We start from the raw sequence: 17,535 nt of genomic DNA on the forward strand, positions 1-17,535 counted from the left end.
AGTAAGTGAGGTGATGAAAAAATGACAGTAGAAGAAATCATGAACCAGCTGGAAGAAATGGGCTCAGAGCAAACGATGAAAACCATTAAGAATCATGGCGCACAGGAACCGTTTTTTGGCGTGAAGGTAGGTGACTTGAAGAAGCTGGTTAAGTTTGTGAAGAAGGATCAAGAGCTGGCTCTCGCATTGTATGATACAGGAAACCATGATGCGATGTACCTCGCCGGACTTGCGGTGGATCCGAAAAAGCTGACAAAAGAGCAGCTGGAACAGTGGGTAGATAAAGCGTATTGGTACATGCTTGCGGAGTATACCGTAGCCAATGCGGCAGCAGAAAGCCCGTTTGCGCTGGAGCTGGCGCACAAGTGGATGGATGATGACCGGGAGATGGTGGCTGCATGCGGCTGGAGCACCTATGCGGGCTATATGTCGATTACCGCGGACGAAGAACTGGACATGGAGGAAATTTGCGGGTTGCTGAAACGGGTGGAAGAGACCATCCACGGGGAGCGAAATCGTGTTCGTTACGCCATGAACGGTTTTGTGATCATGGCCGGAAGTGCCGTAGCCGAACTGCATGACGAAGCCTTTGCTGTCGCAAACCGGATCGGCAAGGTTGATGTGAATGTCGGCGACACCGCCTGTAAAGTCCCGCTTGCTGCTGACTATATCTTAAAAGTGAAGAACCGCGGCAAGGTCGGCGTGAAAAAGAAGACATGTATTTGCTAGTTTGGATGTTGATGGGGAAGGAGGTGGGGCTTTGTGATGTGAATAAATGGGTCAAAATTAGTCGAAATGCATTGAGGTTAATCGGTTTGCGCATATTTATTTCATTTTCGCGGATAAGGGGGCTTGTTTCGCGGATAAATAGAAATTTTTGCGCATAAATCAGTGTTTTTCGCAAATAAGTTAGATTTTGGAGCGTGAAAATCAGCGAAAACATATCAAGGAGTGATGAAATGATCGTTAAAAAGCGGCAATTGCCGCTAATGATTCAAAAATTACAATCATTATTACGCAGGTTACCAAAAAATCACCCCAAAATCCCCTATATTGAAGAAATGCTCGCAAAAAAGATGGCCGGTTACAGAGGGGAATACTCCATAGACTATCCTCTTAGTTTCCTCGATTCCCAAAATTACTCCATCCTCCATGATCTACATCTTCCGCATAATGACTACTTCTTTCAAATAGATACTTTGCTTATTTCTCCCCGGTTCATTCTCATATTAGAAGTGAAAAACATCGCCGGTAAATTATTTTTTGACCAGGAATTCCATCAGTTGGTTCGCACGCTGAACGGAAAGGAAGAAGTCTTTCCCGATCCGCTCCTTCAAGTAAAACGGCAAGAGACTCAGCTTCGAGCGTGGTTAATAAAACATAAGATTACTGAAGTGCCTATTAAATCTTTTGTAGTAATCAGCAATTCTAACTCCCAAATCATGATCTCTCCTGAACATAAATATCTTCGTAAAACGATCCTTCATCGGGAAGCCCTCCCAATTAAAATCACTGAATTAGATGCCTGCTATCAACATGTAATGCCAGACAAGCAGTTAAAGAAAATCATTCGTCTTCTATTAAAACAACACAGTGAAGCAAACTCGGATGTACTGGAGCAGTTTGAGATAGGAAGACATGAACTTTTAAAAGGAGTACAATGCGTGGATTGCGGCCTCACACCGATGGAAAGGAGACATGGAAGCTGGTTTTGTCCGAGCTGTTATTGTACCTGCAAAACGGCTCACCTTGATGCACTTAGGGATTATAGCTGTTTAATCAATACGACGATAACGAATCAGCAAGCCAGAGAGTTTCTACTTCTATCCTCGAGACATGTAGTCAACCGGATTCTCCGTTCAATAGCCAAACACCATGAAGGAAATCACAAATCCACCATCTACCACCTCCCCTCCAGCGACTAGCCCACTTTTTCATTTCACTTTTCCGTTCCAATGCCGTATACTCAGATACTAAAAGGCAAAGAAATGGAGATTGGTCAAATGAATGAACAGGCACGAAACACGAATAAAGCGAGACTGCTGATCAGCTGTGGGGACCAGCCGGGAATTGTGGCGGCGGTATCACAGTTTTTATATGGCCAGGGAGCAAATATTGGGGAATCCAACCAGCATTCCACGGACCCGGAAGCAGGAATGTTCTTTATGCGCGTGGAGTTCGAAATCGATCACCTGCACGAGCGGGCGGACGGGCTGAAACTAGCGTTTTCGAAAATCGCCTCCGAGTTTAACATGGACTGGCGGCTGTCACTGGCATCCAAACGAAAAAGGACAGCCATTTTTGTTTCAAAAGAACCGCACTGTCTGCTTGAACTTTTATGGGAATACCAAAACGGGGATTTGGATGCAGATATTTCGCTTGTCATCAGCAATCATGAAACCTCAAAAGGGTTGGTGGAGTCGCTAGGCATTCCGTTTTATTACATACCGGCGAACAAGGACATTCGCCAGGAAGTGGAGGAAAAACAGCTTCAGCTGCTGGCTGAGTATAACATTGAACTCATCATACTGGCGCGTTACATGCAGATTTTAACACCAAATTTTGTATCAAAACATCCGCACCGCATCATCAACATTCATCATTCCTTCCTGCCGGCTTTCATTGGGGCCAAGCCGTATGAAAGAGCCTATAACCGGGGTGTGAAGCTGATTGGGGCAACGTCTCATTATGTAACGAATGATCTCGATGAAGGTCCAATTATCGAGCAGGGAGTTGAGCGCGTTAGCCACCACCATAATGCGGAGGATCTGAGGAAAATTGGCCGTTCGATCGAACGAAGTGTGCTGGCGCGTGCGGTAAACTGGCATCTGCAGGACCGTGTGCTCGTTCACGAAAACAAAACCATTGTTTTTAATTAATTCAAAAAGTTTTTTTAAATAGGACTTTTTTCGCAGATATTGTCAAACCATGACGTATGTACTAAAATGACCATTATTAGCAAAGAATAATCCTTGTATAGTATCAGTACAATCGAATTCGGTCTGATAGTCTCTACCTGGCAGCCGTTAAATGCCGGACTACAAGGAAGTATGAATACATCAATGGAATGGTCACTTATCTTTGTTGGGAAAAAAACCTTTTTTCTCATATGGATAGACCCATTGCCCTTGTTTTCATGCTTTCTGTCCGGTAGACGGTGAGCGGGAAATAAGGGCTTTTTATATACGGAAAAAAAGTGGGAGTGGTTGGTTTGTATTTTTTGATTAATCTGCTTGGCATCCTGGTTGTGGTTGGCGTTGTTTTTGCGTGTTCCCCAAACCGAAGAAATGTGAAATGGAAATCGATCGGCGTTTTGTTTGTTGTTGAGCTGCTGATTACGTGGTTTATGCTCGGAACGAAAATTGGTACGGCGATCATTGACCGGTTTGCGGCGTTTTTCTCCTGGCTCATTCAATGTGCAAATGACGGTACGGCGTTTGTTTTTCCATCCGTTATGGCGAACGAAAACGTTGATTTCTTCTTTAGTGCCTTGCTTCCTATTATTTTTGTTGTTACCTTTTTTGATATTCTTTCGTATTTCGGTATTTTAACGTGGATCATTGATAAGGTCGGCTGGGTCATTTCGAAAATTTCCGGTTTGCCAAAGCTTGAAAGTTTCTTCTCCATTCAGATGATGTTTCTCGGGAATACCGAAGCGCTTGCAGTTATCCGCCAGCAACTGGTGGTGCTTAAACAACACAGGCTTTTGACGTTCGGTTTGATGAGCATGAGCAGTATCAGCGGCTCCATTATCGGCGCGTACTTAACGATGGTGCCCGCAACCTATGTGTTTGCGGCGATTCCGCTTAACTGTCTGAACGCGCTGTTGCTTGCTAGTATTTTGCACCCGGTGGATGTATCGAAAGAGGAGGACGTGGTTTACGTTCCGCCGAAGGAAGAAAAGAAAGATTTCTTCTCCACCATTTCAAACAGTATGCTTGTTGGTATTCGCATGGTCATTGTCATTCTCGCCATGGTCATCGGATATGTGGCATTAACGTCTGCGGTAAACGGCATTCTCGGCTTTTTCATCCATGGTCTTACGATTCAAAAAATCTTCTCATTCATCTTCAGTCCGTTTGCGTTCCTTCTGGGGCTTCCTAAACATGATGCCATGTACGTGGCGAAGTTAATGGGGATTAAACTGGCAACCAATGAATTCGTGGCCATGATGGATTTGAAAACACAATTGAAATCACTCCCGCCGCACACCGTTGCGGTTGCCACAACCTTCTTAACCTCATTTGCGAACTTTAGTACGGTCGGTATGATTTATGGAACGTACAACTCCATCCTCGGAGAAGAAAAGTCTGTGGTGATCGGTAAGAACGTTTGGAAACTGCTTGTGAGCGGAATGGCCGTATCACTATTGAGTGCGATGCTTGTTGGACTTTTTGTTTGGTAAAAAATAAGAAGGCCTTTCGGAATTATTTTCCGGAAGGTCTTTTTTTTCGTTTTTTTACAAAAATTAATTTGACAATAAACAAACGATATCATATTATGTTTGTAAATAACTAAACGATAATAGGAGTTGTTTGTTTAATGGTTATATCCGATCGTTTTTGGGAAGCGCCGCTTGAGGATCTGAAAAAGGGTTATCTCGAAGAAAAGGAACAGTTTGTTTGCCTGCTCTGCGGAAATGAGGTAGAGAAGGGCATTATTTATCCACAGGACAATATTCTGTATGAAGCAGAAAAATTCATGAATCTTCATATTCAAAACGAACACGGATCGGTTTTTGATTATCTTATCGGTCTTAATAAAAAGCTGACCGGACTTACGGATCACCAAAACCGGCTGCTGCGTCTTTTTTATGAAGGAAAAAGTGACACCGAAATCAAGAAGGAGATGGAAGTCGGAAGTACTTCGACCATCCGGAACCACCGGTTTGTTTTAAAGGAAAAAGAACGACAGGCGAAAATGCTGCTGACACTGATGGAACTGATGAAAGAAAAGGATGAGCATGCGCCGTCACTGATCGCGCCTCACCAAACAGCTACCATGGTGGATGACCGGTACAATGTGACAAAAGAAGAGCAGGAGAAGATGCTTAAAAAGTATTTTATTGAGGGAAGCAAGTCATTAAAAACATTTCCGGCAAAAGAGAAGCAAAAGCTTGTGGTATTGCGTGAAATTTCTACCTTGTTTCATCCAAAAGAGACCTACTCTGAAAAGGATGTGAATGAGGTATTGAAAAGTGTTTATCACGATTTTGTCACGTTGCGAAGATATATGATCGAGTATGGGTTTCTGGATCGAAAACCGGATGGAAGTTCCTATTGGCTGAAAAAATAAGAGAAGGAAGGAAACAGTTTTGAACAGAAAGAAAGAATTAAAGCAGCAATATCTTGAAACAAAAATTAAAGCGGGTGTTTACGCCATAAAAAATACCGTGAATCATAAAGTGTTTGTGGGAAGCACCCGGAATTTAAAAACATTAAACGGTCGAAAGTTTGAGCTGGAGCAAGGTTCCAGTACGAACAGAGAGCTTCAGGCTGACTGGAATTACTACGGAAAAGATGCATTCCAATTCGAGGTGCTGGAAACGCTGGAGAAAAAAGAAACAGGTTACTTTAATGAAAAACGGGAACTTGAAGTACTGGAGGACAAATGGCTACAAGAGCTGAAGCCATTTGGAAGCCGTGGCTATAATAAGGAAAAACCGCGATGAATGGAAATGAAGCGTTACAGGAACAGCCTTCACAGATGACGGTGATGAAGCCGATGATGCTTTTCCTCGTACCGCTGCTGTTCAGCAATGTGATGCAATCCGCTGGACAGCTGGTGGGCATGGTCATTATCGGGAGATGGCTTGGGGTCGACAGCGTGGCTGCGATCTCTGCCTTTTTTCCGTTGTTCTTTTTGCTCATATCGTTTGTGATCGGCATCGGTTCAGGAAGCTCCATCCTGATCGGGCAGGCGTTTGGGGCAAAGAATGAGGAAAAGCTGAAGGCGATTGTTGGCACCACGTTAACCTTTACCTTTTTGCTCGGGGTGGTGCTTGCTATACTGGGCGGCATTTTCACGTATGAAGTGTTGCGAATCATTGGTACACCTGACAACATTATTCAGGTGAGCGCCCATTATGCGCGCATTCTTTTCTGGTCGCTCCCGGTTTTGTTTCTCTATTCGGTGTACACAACCTTCATGAGGGGAACCGGGGATTCCAAGACTCCGTTTTACTTTCTGGTTGTGAGTATGGTACTGAATATTGCTTTAATGCCGGTGTTTGTGTTTGGCTGGATGGGTTTCCCTGAGACGGGTGTTTACGGTGCGGCTTATTCATCGGTAGTCTCTACCGTTGTTGCCTTTATAGCGATGATTTTTTATTTGCGAAAAACCAGTCATCCGCTACAGTTTGATTCCTCAATTGCCAGCAAACTGAAAATCAACAAGGAACTGCTGAAGCTGTTGCTAAAGCTGGGCATTCCATCCAGTATCAGCATGATCCTGCTGTCCATATCGGAGATTGCAGTCATTTCGTTCGTTAACCTATATGGATCGGATGCTACGGCCGCCTACGGGGTCGTTAACCAGGTGGCAAGCTATGTGCAGATGCCGGCCATCTCATTGAGTATCGCGGTATCAATTTTTGCGGCTCAATCGATCGGAGCCAACCAGATGGAACGGCTGAAACTGGTCATTCGGTCAGGACTGTTGCTTAACTACTTGCTTGGAGGAACAATCATTATCCTGATCTACCTTTTCTCCCGGCCGATTTTGAGTTTGTTCCTGACCAACGGGGAGACGGTGGATATCGCTCACAGTCTTTTGGTGATCACGTTGTGGAGCTATGTGATTATGGGCCACTCCGCGATATTAAATGCCACAATGAGAGCGAGCGGTACTGTCCTGTGGCCAACGATATTGAGTATCCTGCCCATTTGGCTGGTTGAGGTTCCGCTTGCGTATTACCTCTCCCAATATACCAGTCTTGAAATCAGAGGAATCTGGGTCGGGTATCCCGCCGCCTTTATTGTTACGCTTGCCCTGCAGTATGCGTATTACCGGTTGTCATGGAAGAATAAACAGATTGTCCGTTTGATTGATTAGTAAAAAAACCGCTTTGGGTTGAAACCAAAGCATTTTTCATTCGTAGTAGGTAAGGGAGTGCAAGCGTTCAGGAGGTTTTTATGCAAAACTGGATTACTGATGTGATCGAACAATTCGGGTATATCGGCGTGTTCTTTATGATTGCCCTTGAAAATATTTTTCCGCCGATTCCGTCCGAAGTAATTCTCACTTTCGGAGGAATGATGACATCCTTTTCCAAGCTTACGGTGTGGGGTGTGATTCTGGCTTCCACGGCGGGTTCTGTATTTGGAGCAGCAGTGCTATTTAAAATCGGTACCTATCTCGATGTTCCGCGACTCGAACGAATCGTTGACCGATGGGGACATATTCTAAGGTTGAAAAAGGAAGACATTCATAAAGCGGACAGCTGGTTTGACCGGTTTGGCTATTGGGCGGTGTTCCTTTGCCGGCTCGTTCCCTTAATCAGAAGTTTGATTTCTATTCCGGCGGGGATGTCAGGCATGAGGTTCAGCCTTTTTCTGTTGTTCACAACTCTCGGCACATTGATTTGGAATACGATTCTGGTCTATGTCGGCGCCGCGTTTGGCCGAAACTGGGAGCAGGTGGTTTATTTTATGGACATCTATTCCAACTTGATGTATGCCTTGCTTGCTGCTGGACTGTTGCTCTTCTTGTTTTTATATGTAAAGAAGAGAAGAGGAAGATAAGAAAAAACAGGAGAAGATTCATGCTTCTCCTGATTCTTGTGCCATCATTTTCCTATAGGTGCTCCACCATCCTGGGTAAGAACCGTTTTTGAAGGGGTAAGAGGAAAAACACCGGACGCAGTCAGTACACCCAAAATAACAAATCCTACTCCAAACAGCTGTGGGTAAGTAACCGCTGCTCCTGTTATAGCAGAAATGATCATCGTCACAAATGGAACCAGGTTGAAAAATAAGGACGTTTTACCAGATCCTATTTTTTGTAGGCCTAGATTCCACCATAAACAACCGAGCACGGACATACATAAAGCCATAAAGAGAATGGCAGGCGAAAAAAACTTACAGCTATTTCCCGAGATTGAATGTGGCTCCGGTAAATACTGCAAAAGCCGAATAAGAATATAGACTCTCTGATTTTTCATCTCCTCGCATCCTCTTCCATTAATGTGTAATATGTTTGCAGTTTTTCCTTGGTGATCATCATGATGCCTCCCAGTTCCCGCTTTTTCTCTTCCATGTTTCTCAGATGCTTTTCCAGGATGTTTACTCTTTCCGTCAGAACAGGGACGGCCTTGTAATCCGGGTCTTCCTCCCGACTGTCCCAGATGCACCCATCCTGCACGAATTCTTCATTTCTTCCAAGGGCATCCCGGTATCCTTCAGGGTTTTTAAAAACATGATAAATGCCATATCTGTTTTCGAATATAAGCGCTTATGGCCATTCTGCCTTTCGGGTTTTGGAAGTCATCCCAGCTTTTCATAGTAACACAGTGTATGGGCACTGATGCCCGTATTTATTGCCGCTTCACCGATCGTATACATAATAAATCCTCCCCTTCTTTTTTAATCAAGATTACAACTTAGAGTCAGCTTTAAGTCAATGGTAATTTGGAAAAATAAGCAAACCATCTAATGGATTTTTATTTTCAGGTACATATATATTTTTGCTCCTTTCACCGTAAGATAGCACATAAGGTTTGTTACAATAAGAAAGAAAAACAAATCACAGACAAAGAAGGGGTCTGGCAAAATGAGTAAATTAGTAAAGATGAACACGGTGCTTGTTACGGGGTATGCGAAAGCGCCACAGGGAAGTTCCATGTTTGAACTATACAAAACTTCCGGCATTGTTATGGAAATTGACACAGAGACCAATTTGATTGTGAATGCTGAATTTACCTTTGTTACAGAACTGGCAAGGGACTTCTTGAGAAGAGTGATCGTGGGTTATGATCTTTCTCAGGGGCTTGACGGTTTGGTTCAGAGAATAGAAGATTATTATTATACGCCATCCACCAATTCAGTCATTATGGCGGTAAAAGCGGCGTACAAAAGATATATGGAAAAGATGAGACAGTCGCAAACAACTCATTGAAACCGTTTGCAGATCTTGCTAAAATAAACAATAATTAAAGAGTATACGATTGGAAAGTGTCTTCTTAATGGTGAAACACACCCATTTCACAGTAATTAGGAAAGTCCCGCTATCCATAGCAGTAGGGAATCGCGTCAGACTCCTTATGCCTATGGTTTAGTGCGGGCTTTTTTTGGTGCTCTTTGGAAAGGAGATGGATATTTAAATATTAAGTATTCAAAATTTTCTATACTAGTGACATAATAGATTTGAAGGAAAAGTTTTATCGTGACGAGTTTAGAAAACGCTTTACTAAATTATGAAAAGGGGACTGGAGATGAAAAGTGAAGCAAGTGCAGGCACGGAACTCAACCATACGTCTATGAAAAACGCGGGAGCTCCGCCACAGACATGGGGCCAAAAATTGAAAATGATCGGTCCGGGCTTTGTTGTGGCGGCTACCGGTGTGGGAACAGCTGATATGATCACAGCTATCGTTATCGGAACATCGTTCGGGATGACCTTTGTTTGGGCGGTTATTGTAGGGGCTATTTTAAAATACTTTTTGAATGAAGGAGTAGGCCGCTGGTATTTGGCCACCGGACAAACGATCTTGCAAGGGTGGCATTCACTGGGAAGATGGGCAACAGGTTATTTCGGTGTTTATACTGTCATCTGGGGATACATATACGGTGCTGCAGCAGCCTTAACGTGCGGTCTTGGCATGCATGCGATGTTTCCCATCATGCCGGTTTGGGCTTGGGCGGTTGTCCATTCGCTATTGGGCTTTGTCCTCGTTTGGACAGGGCGTTACCTTTTGTTTGAACGGATTATGACCGTGTTGATTGGTGTGATGTTTATTACGATTATCGGGACTGCCCTTCTCTTTTTACCAAGCTTGGGAGAATTTGCGGGTGGTATTGTTCCTAAAGTTCCAGATGGGTCCTTCGTGCTTGCGCTCGGTTTGATTGGCGGAGTAGGCGGAACCATCACCATGGCATCCTATGGCTACTGGCTGAAGGAGAAAGGATGGAACGGCAGGGGATGGATTTCTATTATGAGACTGGATGCCAAAGCTGCGTATGCCATGACGGGCCTTTTCTGCATGGCGGCACTTATAATTGGTGCTAAATTTTTATATGGTACAGATGTTGAACTTCGTGGAGACCAGGGGCTGATCAACCTTGCCCAAATGCTGGGTGAAGAATTTGGAACTCCGATGAGATGGCTGTTCCTGGTTGCCTTTTGGTCAGCGGCCTTTACCTCACTTCTTGGCGTATGGAACGGTGTGCCTTATCTGTTTGCTGATTTTATTAAAACGATTCGTTTGAAAAAAGGAGAAGTGAAAGCGATAAAGCCGGTCTCAGAAAAGGAGCCGATGTATCGTCTATACCTTGCATGGCTGACGTTTCCTCCAATGCTGATCTTTTTCTTCGGAAAACCGGTGGAATTGATTATCCTGTATGGAGCACTTGGCGCGTTGTTCATGCCGTTTTTGGCCATATCTCTTGTGGTTCTTCTGAATTCGAAGCGGGTCGAGGCGGAATATCGAAACAAGTGGCTCGCCAATGCCGTACTTATTGGATGTATACTGATGTTTGCTTTTCTTGGAATCAATGAGCTGCAAAACATCTTTAAATAATCCTCAAGGAAGGGCTTGTCCAAAGGGACAGGCTCTTTTTGTATGGAAAAAAGGATTTTTGGTAAAATAGAGCCAATTAACTATAGAAGAAAGTAAGATTATTATAGAAGGATGTGAGCAGCAGATACGATCTGCTGAAATGAAAATGACAATAAAAATTGTGATTGCGGATGATAATTCCTTTATACGGGAGGGCATGAAAATCATCTTGAGCACATATGGAGATTTTGAGGTGCTCGCAACGCTTAATGACGGACAGGAGGCCGTGGACTATTGTAAATGGAACAAAGTGGATATCGCTTTGCTTGATGTACGGATGCCGAACATGAACGGAGTGGAGGCAACAAAGCTGATTGCGGAACAGACAGTCACAAAGCCGGTAATCCTTACTACCTTTGATGATGATGAATACATATTTGATGCCATTAAAAACGGGGCAAAAGGGTATCTGTTAAAAAATACAGAGCCCGAGCGGATCAGAGAGGCTATAAAAAGTGTTTATCATGGCAATACCGTGATGCAGGATGTAGTGCTGGATAAATTAAAATCAAATATGGACGGAAGCAAAAAAGATGAGCACAAGATTGATGCCAGCTTGTTTACCGAGCGTGAAATGGGCATCATGGCACTGATCGCCAAAGGATACTCCAATAAATCCATTGCCAAGCAGCTCTTCATATCGGAAGGTACGGTTGCCAACCATATCACGTCTATTCTGGGCAAAACCGGACTGGAGCATCGGACACAGATTGCCATCTATTATTTAACCGGGTCTGTTGGGTAGGGGCGAAATAAATGGAACTATGGATCATTTACACCAAGCTGGTCGTTGTGCTTTTTCTTGCGGTCAGCTATGCCTACGCCAATGTGGATAACCTGCCGAACATCGTTTTTTGCCTTCTTTTGTATATCAGCATGAATAGTATCTTGTATGTATTCAGCAAGGAAAGAATCAGACAAGGGATTCTGCTGGGGTCGGTCATCCTCATCTGTCTGTCCTTTTACGATGTGAACCCGCTGTTGATTCTGCTGCTGCCCATCAATTTTTATGAGTTGGCATCTCCTTTTATTAAAGTGAAGTGGGCCCTTTTGGCACTGGGATTGATTCCGGTTTTTTACTTGCAGGAAGCAGAATATCTTTATGGCCTGGTGTCCGCTTTTAGCTTCGTGTTGTTTACGATGGCTACCCGCTATTCGGAAAAAATGATGATGTATGAAGATAAGCTCGATAAAATGAGGCATGATATACAGCGTCTTACGGCCAGTCTCAATGAGAATCAGGAATACATTAAACAGTCGGAATACACCAACCGCCTGGAGGAAAGAAACCGGATCTCCCAGCAAATTCATGACAGCATCGGACACTCCATGACCGGAGCACTGATTCAGATGGAAGCGGCGAAAAGTCTGCTCAGCCTGGATACGGAAAAAGCAAAGGAGCTTATGCAAAACGCCATTTCCATTTCCAAACAAGGCATTGAAGATATTCGGATCACCTTAAAGAACATGAAACCTCCAACAGAACAGATGGGAGTACAACGGTTGAAGCTGATTCTCGAAGAGTTTTCTGTCAAACACCGGATCAAGGTTCCTTTTGTCTATAAAGGGAACATGGATATGATCACACCAATTCAGTGGAAGATTATCACAGAAAATGTTACGGAAGCATTGACGAACGCCTTAAAATACAGCAGAGCAACGGAGATTTCCATTGAAATTCATGTACTCAACCGGATGGTCAAAGCAGAGGTTAAAGATAATGGAAAAGGTGCCCAAAGGGTTGTAAAAGGCCTTGGCATCATGGGGATGGAAGAGAGGACCGCATCAGTGAACGGAACCGTCATTGTTGATGGGACGAACGGTTTTTCCGTTACGACCCTTCTTCCCATGGGCTAAAGGAAGGTACTCATGGAAAGAACATGAGAATTCTCATATGAAAAGAGTGAACTAATGCACTGCGTTGGTTCGCTCTTTTTCCGTATACTGACACTATAAAGAATAACTAGAGGTGAGATGGATGAACGTTTTGGAAATTAATAATCTTACAAAAAAATTCGGTGACTTCATCGCTGTAGACAATATGTCCCTATCAATTAAAGAAGGAGAAATCTTCGGCTTTCTTGGTTCGAATGGAGCCGGGAAAAGTACCACAATCAATATGATTGCAGGGTTGCTGAGGAGCAACGAAGGAGAAATCAAAATTCTTGGCAAGAACATTGCAAGTCAAAGCAAGTTTGCCAAAAGAAACATCGGCATTGTTCCACAGGATTTGGCCATTTACGAAGATTTGACAGCCTATGAGAATGTCCGCTTTTTTGCCGGGCTTTATGGCCTCAGAGGTACAGAACTGAAAGACCGGGTAGAGGAGGCGCTAAAGTTCGTTGGCTTGCTCGATAAACAGAAGAGCTTGCCGAAAAACTTTTCCGGCGGCATGAAGAGAAGGCTTAACATCGCATGTGCCATTGCCCATAAGCCAAAACTCATTATCATGGATGAACCGACAGTAGGCATTGATCCGCAGTCGAGAAATTATATCCTAAATTCGGTTAGGCAATTGAACGAGATGGGATGCACCGTTATCTACACGAGCCATTACATGGAAGAAGTTGAAGAGATCTGTACGAGAATTGCCATCGTAGATCACGGCAAAGTCATCGCAGAAGGAACCAAAGAACAGTTGAAGGCCATTATCACCGATACGAAAGACATCTGGGTCGATGTAAAATCCAACGATAGCCTGGAAGAAAGTGCCATTAAGGAAATTAACGGAGTAAATACCGTTCAAGTCGAAGAAAACGTCGTTAAAATCAACTCCCAGGCCGAGGTAAGCAACCTGAATAAAATCATCCAGTATTTTATCAACCGCAACATCGAAATCCGTTCCCTCAAGGAGCAAGCACCCAACCTCGAAACCGTCTTCCTCACTCTAACCGGAAGAAACTTGAGGGATTAAGGAGTTTTGGCGATAGCCAAAATCTCCTACCATTAACAAATGGCAAAGCCAAAAGTTCCAACCATCAACAAAAGGCAAAGCCAAAAATTCCTACCATTAAAAACAGCGCTAGCCAAAAGTTTTTACCTTAATGAGCCTAACAGAGAAGCTCAATTTGTTTGTGGCTTCATTGGGGTTGATTGTAGTGAAGGTGCGAGACTCCTACGGGAGATGCGTGCCAGGTGAAACCAGTGAGGCGCTTGCACCGGTAAAGTAGGCGTTTACGCCGGTAAAAGCGAGCAACCTGAAACGAGAAATCAACCAAACTCCGAAGTGAACTTTATAAAAAAATCAAGGAGGTCCTCCCTGTGAACGTGTTAAACATTGCACTTCTGCAGTTGAAAATCAGCATCAGGGATAAACGAACGATTATCTTCATGCTGGCGTTTCCTATCGTCATGATGCTGGTTCTTGGATCAGCGTTATCCAATGCGTTTGATAACCAAGTAAGAATAGATAAAATGAAGGTCCTTTATAAAGAAACCGACAACACGAGCATAGCACCCTATTTTGAACAATTCACGAAAGCGGCCAAAAAGGAAAATATTCATTTTTATAAAGCCTCTGATACAACCGATGGTAAAAAGGCAGTAAGGCAAAACCACTATGATGCCTATGTAGAGGTGTCCAATAAGGGAATGAATTTCTACGGCAGTGAACGAAACAGCATCGAGAGCAGTATTGTTCAGGGCATGCTGACTGCGTTTGCGGATAAGTATAATCTTGTGAGCCAGGTGGCCAAAGTGAAGCCCGATCAGACACAGGCGGTGCTGGCGAGCGGAACCTCACATGATTATGTAAAGGAAACATCTTTAAACGCCAAAAAAGCACCAGGTTCGATGGATTATTATGCGGTGGCGGTAACCACAATGATTGCCCTATATGGAGCGATTGGAGCAACCTTCCTGCTCAGAGGAGAAAGAACCCGAAATACAGCAGTGCGCCTTGCCGTTGCACCGATCAACAAAGCTGAAATCTTTCTGGGTAAAATCATCGGGAGCATTGTGCTAAACCTGTTGTCTCTTTTATTGATCGTTGCTGTAAGTTCATTCTTGTTTAAAGCGAACTGGGGAGATCATCTCGGTTTCGTTATCATCATTCTTCTGTCAGAAGTTTTCCTTGCTGTCAGTTTCGGCCTTGGCATCAGCTACATTGTGAAAACCGGTGAGGCTGCAAGAACGCTCATTCTGATTATCCTTCAGCTTGCCTCATTCTTTGGGGGTGCGTATTTCAAAATTGAAGGCGCAGACGGGATTATGAAGTTCATCATGAACCTTTCCCCGATTACATGGGCGAATACAGCCATAACCAAAATTATTTATAACAATGATCTCGCTGCCTCTCTTCAAGTTATTGGTTTAAACCTGGGTATTGCGATTGTCTTTTTAAGCATTGCCATCGTCTCGTTTAAAAGAAGGGAAGGGTTTTAAATGAAAGAAGTTCTTTGGCTCATCTCAAATTCGTTGAGATCTATCGTAAAAAACAAAAAAAGATTATTTACCTACCTGTTTGTTCCGCTGATTGGTATTCTTATCGGGATCGCCGCTTACGGGAACACGGGCCCGAGTACGATGTATGCAGGTGTCGTTAATCATGACAATGGAAAAATAGCAAAAGATACTGTGAAATTCATCAGCGGAATCAACCATGTTAAGGTCTCTAACATCGATTCTTCAAAAATAAACGACCAGATTGCATCTGGAAAACTGGATTGTGTAATCATCCTGGATTCAGGCTTTTCAAAAAGTGTGATGAATGGAAACCCGGACCATATCGAGATGGTTTCGATTAAAGGTGCCTCTATCACAGGCTTTGTAAAATCCTATGTGAACAATTATCTGTCCAATGTGGCTTCCTTGAGCAAAGCGGCAGGAGGAGATCACACCGCATTCCAAAAAATGTACGATCAGTACAAAGATTCAAGCTTCAAGGTTAATGCTCAATCATTAAAGGATACGTCCAAAAATAATGACATTACCGGCCAGACGATCGGCTTCCTCATCATGATTATGCTCTCCAGTGCAGGTGGATTATCCGAGATTATCATTCGTGAAAAGGAAAACAGAACGTATTTACGCTTAATGTCATCGCCAATCAACAGCCGGATCTATGTCTTTTCCAATGTGGTTGTGAACATGATTATCATGACTGTGCAAATTTTAATTACACTCACAGTGATGACAAAGGTATTTCACATTTCTCCAGGTGTTCCATTCTGGACGATGGTTGGAGTGCTATTGATCTTCGCGCTTGCCGGAGTAGGATTATCGCTTGTTATTACTTCCTTTGCGTCCACTACCGCTTCCTCAGGAGCGATGCAAAACCTGATCATGACGCCAACATGCCTTCTGGCAGGCTGCTTCTGGCCAGTGGAAATCATGCCAAAGACCATGCAAAAAATTGCAGAATTCCTGCCTCAGAGATGGCTGCTTGATACCATCACCCAGCTGCAAAAAGGGCATTCGCTTAGCAGCCTTTCCATGAACATTTCCATTCTATTCGCCTTTGCGTTGGCATTCTTCATGATCGCCATTTACAAATTCAGCCGCGGAAACAACGTAAGAAACTTTATTTAATAGTAAATCCCCTTTGGTTATCCAAAGGGGATTTTGCGTTATGGCTTTAATACGACCTTAATGCATTCATCCTGATGATCGTTGAAGGTTTGATAGGCTGCGCTTGCCTGATCCAGAGGAACGCGGTGGGTAATAATTTCTGTCGGGTCGAACTCCTTATTGGCGATTTTATCAAAAAGCATTGGCATGTAATGAATTACCGGAGCCTGCCCCATTTTCAGGGTGATGTTCCGTTCAAAGATATTTCCAAGCGGAAACATATTATACATGGACCCGTATACACCGGTCATTTGAATGGTACCGAACTTTTTAACCGCTCTGATGGCAATCTGGACCGCACTCAGTGTCCCGCCCTGAAGCTTTAATTTTTGTTCAATGGCTTCCACGGCTGACTTTTTGCCATCCATCCCGACACAGTCGATAACGACATCAGATCCTCCGTTGGTAATCTCATGAATATGGGCGCCGACATCATCGAACTGATCAAAATTAAAGGCTTCCACATTGTTCATCTTGACGGCGTGGTTCAAGCGGTATGGAACATTGTCCACAGCGATGACCCGTTTGGCGCCTTTCATCCAGGCGAATTTTTGCGTCATCAGGCCAATTGGTCCGCAACCAAGAACGACAACCGTATCTCCTTCTTTGACCCCGGCGTTTTCCACGCTCCAATAGGCAGTAGGAAGAACATCTGACATGAAGAGGACGGCCTCGTCTTCGAGTTCAGCGGATTCCGGTATGACAAACGGCATAAAGTTCCCATATGGGACGCGCAGGTACTCAGCCTGTCCGCCGCTGTAGTCACCATAGCGCTCTGTAAATCCGAAATATCCTCCGGTATCAAATTCAGGATTACGGTTGGAATTATCACATTGGCTTTCCATCTCATGTTGGCAATAATAACAGTGGCCGCATGAAATGTTAAATGGTAAGACGACACGGTCCCCTTTTTTTACACGGGTAACATCAGGACCCACTTCTTCCACTATGCCCATTGGTTCATGTCCAATGACATAATCCTTATGTGCAGGCAGAGCGCCCTGATAAATGTGCAAATCCGATCCACAAATGGCAGTGGAGGTAATACGTACAATAATATCTTCTTTTTCCTGCAGTCTGGGATCTTCTACATTTTTTACTTCGATCTCTTTTGCTCCCTGGAACGTAACGGCCTTCATAATCGACCTCCTAAATATGGTATAAAATCCTATACCCTTTGTGAGATATTTTAT

The 17,535-nt window shown here is 43.8% G+C and carries 19 protein-coding genes and 1 riboswitch; of the genes, 16 read left to right on the forward strand and 3 right to left on the reverse strand.

Going from position 1 to position 17,535, the window contains the following annotated elements; all coding sequences use genetic code 11:
* Positions 1-21 precede the first annotated feature (21 nt).
* The 8 genes from DMO16_RS21135 (at position 22) to DMO16_RS21170 (ending at position 7,742) form a co-directional block, all read left to right on the forward strand.
* Entirely contained in the window at positions 22-729 is a 708-nt protein-coding gene (locus DMO16_RS21135) for a DNA alkylation repair protein (RefSeq protein WP_129479938.1), read from the forward strand.
* A 230-nt stretch (positions 730-959) separates the two neighbouring features.
* Complete coding sequence (locus DMO16_RS21140) at positions 960-1,925, forward strand: nuclease-related domain-containing protein (RefSeq protein WP_129479939.1); 966 nt, start codon at positions 960-962, stop codon at positions 1,923-1,925.
* A 78-nt stretch (positions 1,926-2,003) separates the two neighbouring features.
* The gene (gene purU / locus DMO16_RS21145; protein ID WP_241840619.1) at positions 2,004-2,879 is read left to right on the forward strand and encodes a formyltetrahydrofolate deformylase; all 876 of its coding nucleotides are present in this window, start codon (positions 2,004-2,006) and stop codon (positions 2,877-2,879) included.
* Between the two features lie 73 nt (positions 2,880-2,952).
* Positions 2,953-3,061, forward strand: a riboswitch (purine riboswitch).
* Positions 3,062-3,211: 150 nt separating this feature from the next.
* A complete protein-coding gene (locus DMO16_RS21150) occupies positions 3,212-4,405 on the forward strand; it encodes a nucleoside transporter C-terminal domain-containing protein (RefSeq protein WP_061972044.1) in 1,194 nt (397 codons plus the stop codon).
* A gap of 137 nt (positions 4,406-4,542) precedes the next feature.
* Entirely contained in the window at positions 4,543-5,295 is a 753-nt protein-coding gene (locus DMO16_RS21155) for a DUF2087 domain-containing protein (RefSeq protein WP_061972045.1), read from the forward strand.
* 19 nt (positions 5,296-5,314) lie between these two features.
* Complete coding sequence (locus tag DMO16_RS21160) at positions 5,315-5,671, forward strand: GIY-YIG nuclease family protein (protein ID WP_129479941.1); 357 nt, start codon at positions 5,315-5,317, stop codon at positions 5,669-5,671.
* Positions 5,668-7,053, forward strand: coding sequence for an MATE family efflux transporter (locus DMO16_RS21165; RefSeq protein ID WP_206738146.1), 1,386 nt, complete (start codon positions 5,668-5,670; stop codon positions 7,051-7,053). Before DMO16_RS21160 ends, DMO16_RS21165 begins: the two co-directional genes overlap by 4 nt.
* 80 nt (positions 7,054-7,133) lie before the next feature.
* On the forward strand, positions 7,134-7,742 hold the full coding sequence (locus tag DMO16_RS21170) for a DedA family protein (protein WP_061972048.1): 609 nt from the start codon (positions 7,134-7,136) through the stop codon (positions 7,740-7,742).
* A gap of 44 nt (positions 7,743-7,786) precedes the next feature.
* Here DMO16_RS21170 and DMO16_RS21175 read toward each other — a convergent pair whose 3' ends face one another.
* Together DMO16_RS21175 and DMO16_RS21180 are read right to left on the reverse strand one after the other, a co-directional pair.
* On the reverse strand, positions 7,787-8,161 hold the full coding sequence (locus DMO16_RS21175) for an EamA family transporter (RefSeq protein WP_129479942.1): 375 nt from the start codon (positions 8,159-8,161) through the stop codon (positions 7,787-7,789).
* Positions 8,158-8,361: a hypothetical protein gene (locus DMO16_RS21180; protein WP_129479943.1), complete on the reverse strand. Its 204-nt coding sequence runs from the start codon at positions 8,359-8,361 to the stop codon at positions 8,158-8,160. Before DMO16_RS21180 ends, DMO16_RS21175 begins: the two co-directional genes overlap by 4 nt.
* A gap of 408 nt (positions 8,362-8,769) precedes the next feature.
* Between DMO16_RS21180 and DMO16_RS21195 the strand changes: the two genes are divergently transcribed.
* From DMO16_RS21195 to DMO16_RS21225, 8 genes are all read left to right on the forward strand, one after another.
* A complete protein-coding gene (locus tag DMO16_RS21195; protein WP_129479944.1) occupies positions 8,770-9,114 on the forward strand; it encodes a DUF3870 domain-containing protein in 345 nt (114 codons plus the stop codon).
* 316 nt (positions 9,115-9,430) lie between these two features.
* Positions 9,431-10,735 carry an Nramp family divalent metal transporter gene (locus DMO16_RS21200; RefSeq protein ID WP_338082328.1) on the forward strand — a complete coding sequence of 435 codons (1,305 nt, stop codon included), beginning with the start codon at positions 9,431-9,433 and terminating at the stop codon, positions 10,733-10,735.
* A 145-nt stretch (positions 10,736-10,880) separates the two neighbouring features.
* Positions 10,881-11,519, forward strand: a complete 639-nt coding sequence (locus DMO16_RS21205; protein WP_061972921.1) for a response regulator transcription factor — start codon at positions 10,881-10,883, stop codon at positions 11,517-11,519.
* Between the two features lie 11 nt (positions 11,520-11,530).
* Complete coding sequence (locus DMO16_RS21210) at positions 11,531-12,631, forward strand: sensor histidine kinase (protein ID WP_129479945.1); 1,101 nt, start codon at positions 11,531-11,533, stop codon at positions 12,629-12,631.
* A 121-nt stretch (positions 12,632-12,752) separates the two neighbouring features.
* Entirely contained in the window at positions 12,753-13,688 is a 936-nt protein-coding gene (locus tag DMO16_RS21215) for an ABC transporter ATP-binding protein (protein WP_129479946.1), read from the forward strand.
* A gap of 130 nt (positions 13,689-13,818) precedes the next feature.
* Complete coding sequence (locus DMO16_RS25265; protein WP_277873773.1) at positions 13,819-13,944, forward strand: hypothetical protein; 126 nt, start codon at positions 13,819-13,821, stop codon at positions 13,942-13,944.
* Positions 13,945-14,035: 91 nt separating this feature from the next.
* Positions 14,036-15,157 (forward strand): ABC transporter permease, encoded by a 1,122-nt coding sequence (locus tag DMO16_RS21220; protein ID WP_129479947.1) that lies wholly within the window; start codon positions 14,036-14,038, stop codon positions 15,155-15,157.
* Positions 15,158-16,303 carry an ABC transporter permease gene (locus DMO16_RS21225; RefSeq protein ID WP_061972053.1) on the forward strand — a complete coding sequence of 382 codons (1,146 nt, stop codon included), beginning with the start codon at positions 15,158-15,160 and terminating at the stop codon, positions 16,301-16,303.
* A gap of 38 nt (positions 16,304-16,341) precedes the next feature.
* Here DMO16_RS21225 and DMO16_RS21230 read toward each other — a convergent pair whose 3' ends face one another.
* Positions 16,342-17,481 carry a zinc-dependent alcohol dehydrogenase gene (locus tag DMO16_RS21230; protein ID WP_129479948.1) on the reverse strand — a complete coding sequence of 380 codons (1,140 nt, stop codon included), beginning with the start codon at positions 17,479-17,481 and terminating at the stop codon, positions 16,342-16,344.
* Positions 17,482-17,535: the final 54 nt, after the last annotated feature.

Origin of the sequence: Fictibacillus sp. S7 (assembly GCF_004127935.1) — a bacterium.
In the GTDB taxonomy this organism is placed as follows: Bacteria; Bacillota; Bacilli; order Bacillales; family Fictibacillaceae; genus Fictibacillus_C; species Fictibacillus_C enclensis.

What these genes read in the sequence shown, in the direction of transcription:
- DMO16_RS21205 (WP_061972921.1), top strand. Translation starts at nt 10,881, where the DNA reads ATGACAATAAAAATTGTGATTGCGGATGATAATTCCTTTATACGGGAG.
- DMO16_RS21155 (WP_061972045.1), top strand. Translation starts at nt 4,543, where the DNA reads ATGGTTATATCCGATCGTTTTTGGGAAGCGCCGCTTGAGGATCTGAAA.
- DMO16_RS21215 (WP_129479946.1), top strand. Translation starts at nt 12,753, where the DNA reads ATGAACGTTTTGGAAATTAATAATCTTACAAAAAAATTCGGTGACTTC.
- DMO16_RS25265 (WP_277873773.1), top strand. Translation starts at nt 13,819, where the DNA reads ATGAGCCTAACAGAGAAGCTCAATTTGTTTGTGGCTTCATTGGGGTTG.
- DMO16_RS21230 (WP_129479948.1), bottom strand. Translation starts at nt 17,481, where the DNA reads ATGAAGGCCGTTACGTTCCAGGGAGCAAAAGAGATCGAAGTAAAAAAT.
- DMO16_RS21140 (WP_129479939.1), top strand. Translation starts at nt 960, where the DNA reads ATGATCGTTAAAAAGCGGCAATTGCCGCTAATGATTCAAAAATTACAA.
- DMO16_RS21175 (WP_129479942.1), bottom strand. Translation starts at nt 8,161, where the DNA reads ATGAAAAATCAGAGAGTCTATATTCTTATTCGGCTTTTGCAGTATTTA.
- DMO16_RS21195 (WP_129479944.1), top strand. Translation starts at nt 8,770, where the DNA reads ATGAGTAAATTAGTAAAGATGAACACGGTGCTTGTTACGGGGTATGCG.
- DMO16_RS21170 (WP_061972048.1), top strand. Translation starts at nt 7,134, where the DNA reads ATGCAAAACTGGATTACTGATGTGATCGAACAATTCGGGTATATCGGC.
- DMO16_RS21200 (WP_338082328.1), top strand. Translation starts at nt 9,431, where the DNA reads ATGAAAAGTGAAGCAAGTGCAGGCACGGAACTCAACCATACGTCTATG.
- purU (WP_241840619.1), top strand. Translation starts at nt 2,004, where the DNA reads ATGAATGAACAGGCACGAAACACGAATAAAGCGAGACTGCTGATCAGC.
- DMO16_RS21210 (WP_129479945.1), top strand. Translation starts at nt 11,531, where the DNA reads ATGGAACTATGGATCATTTACACCAAGCTGGTCGTTGTGCTTTTTCTT.
- DMO16_RS21225 (WP_061972053.1), top strand. Translation starts at nt 15,158, where the DNA reads ATGAAAGAAGTTCTTTGGCTCATCTCAAATTCGTTGAGATCTATCGTA.
- DMO16_RS21135 (WP_129479938.1), top strand. Translation starts at nt 22, where the DNA reads ATGACAGTAGAAGAAATCATGAACCAGCTGGAAGAAATGGGCTCAGAG.
- DMO16_RS21165 (WP_206738146.1), top strand. Translation starts at nt 5,668, where the DNA reads ATGAATGGAAATGAAGCGTTACAGGAACAGCCTTCACAGATGACGGTG.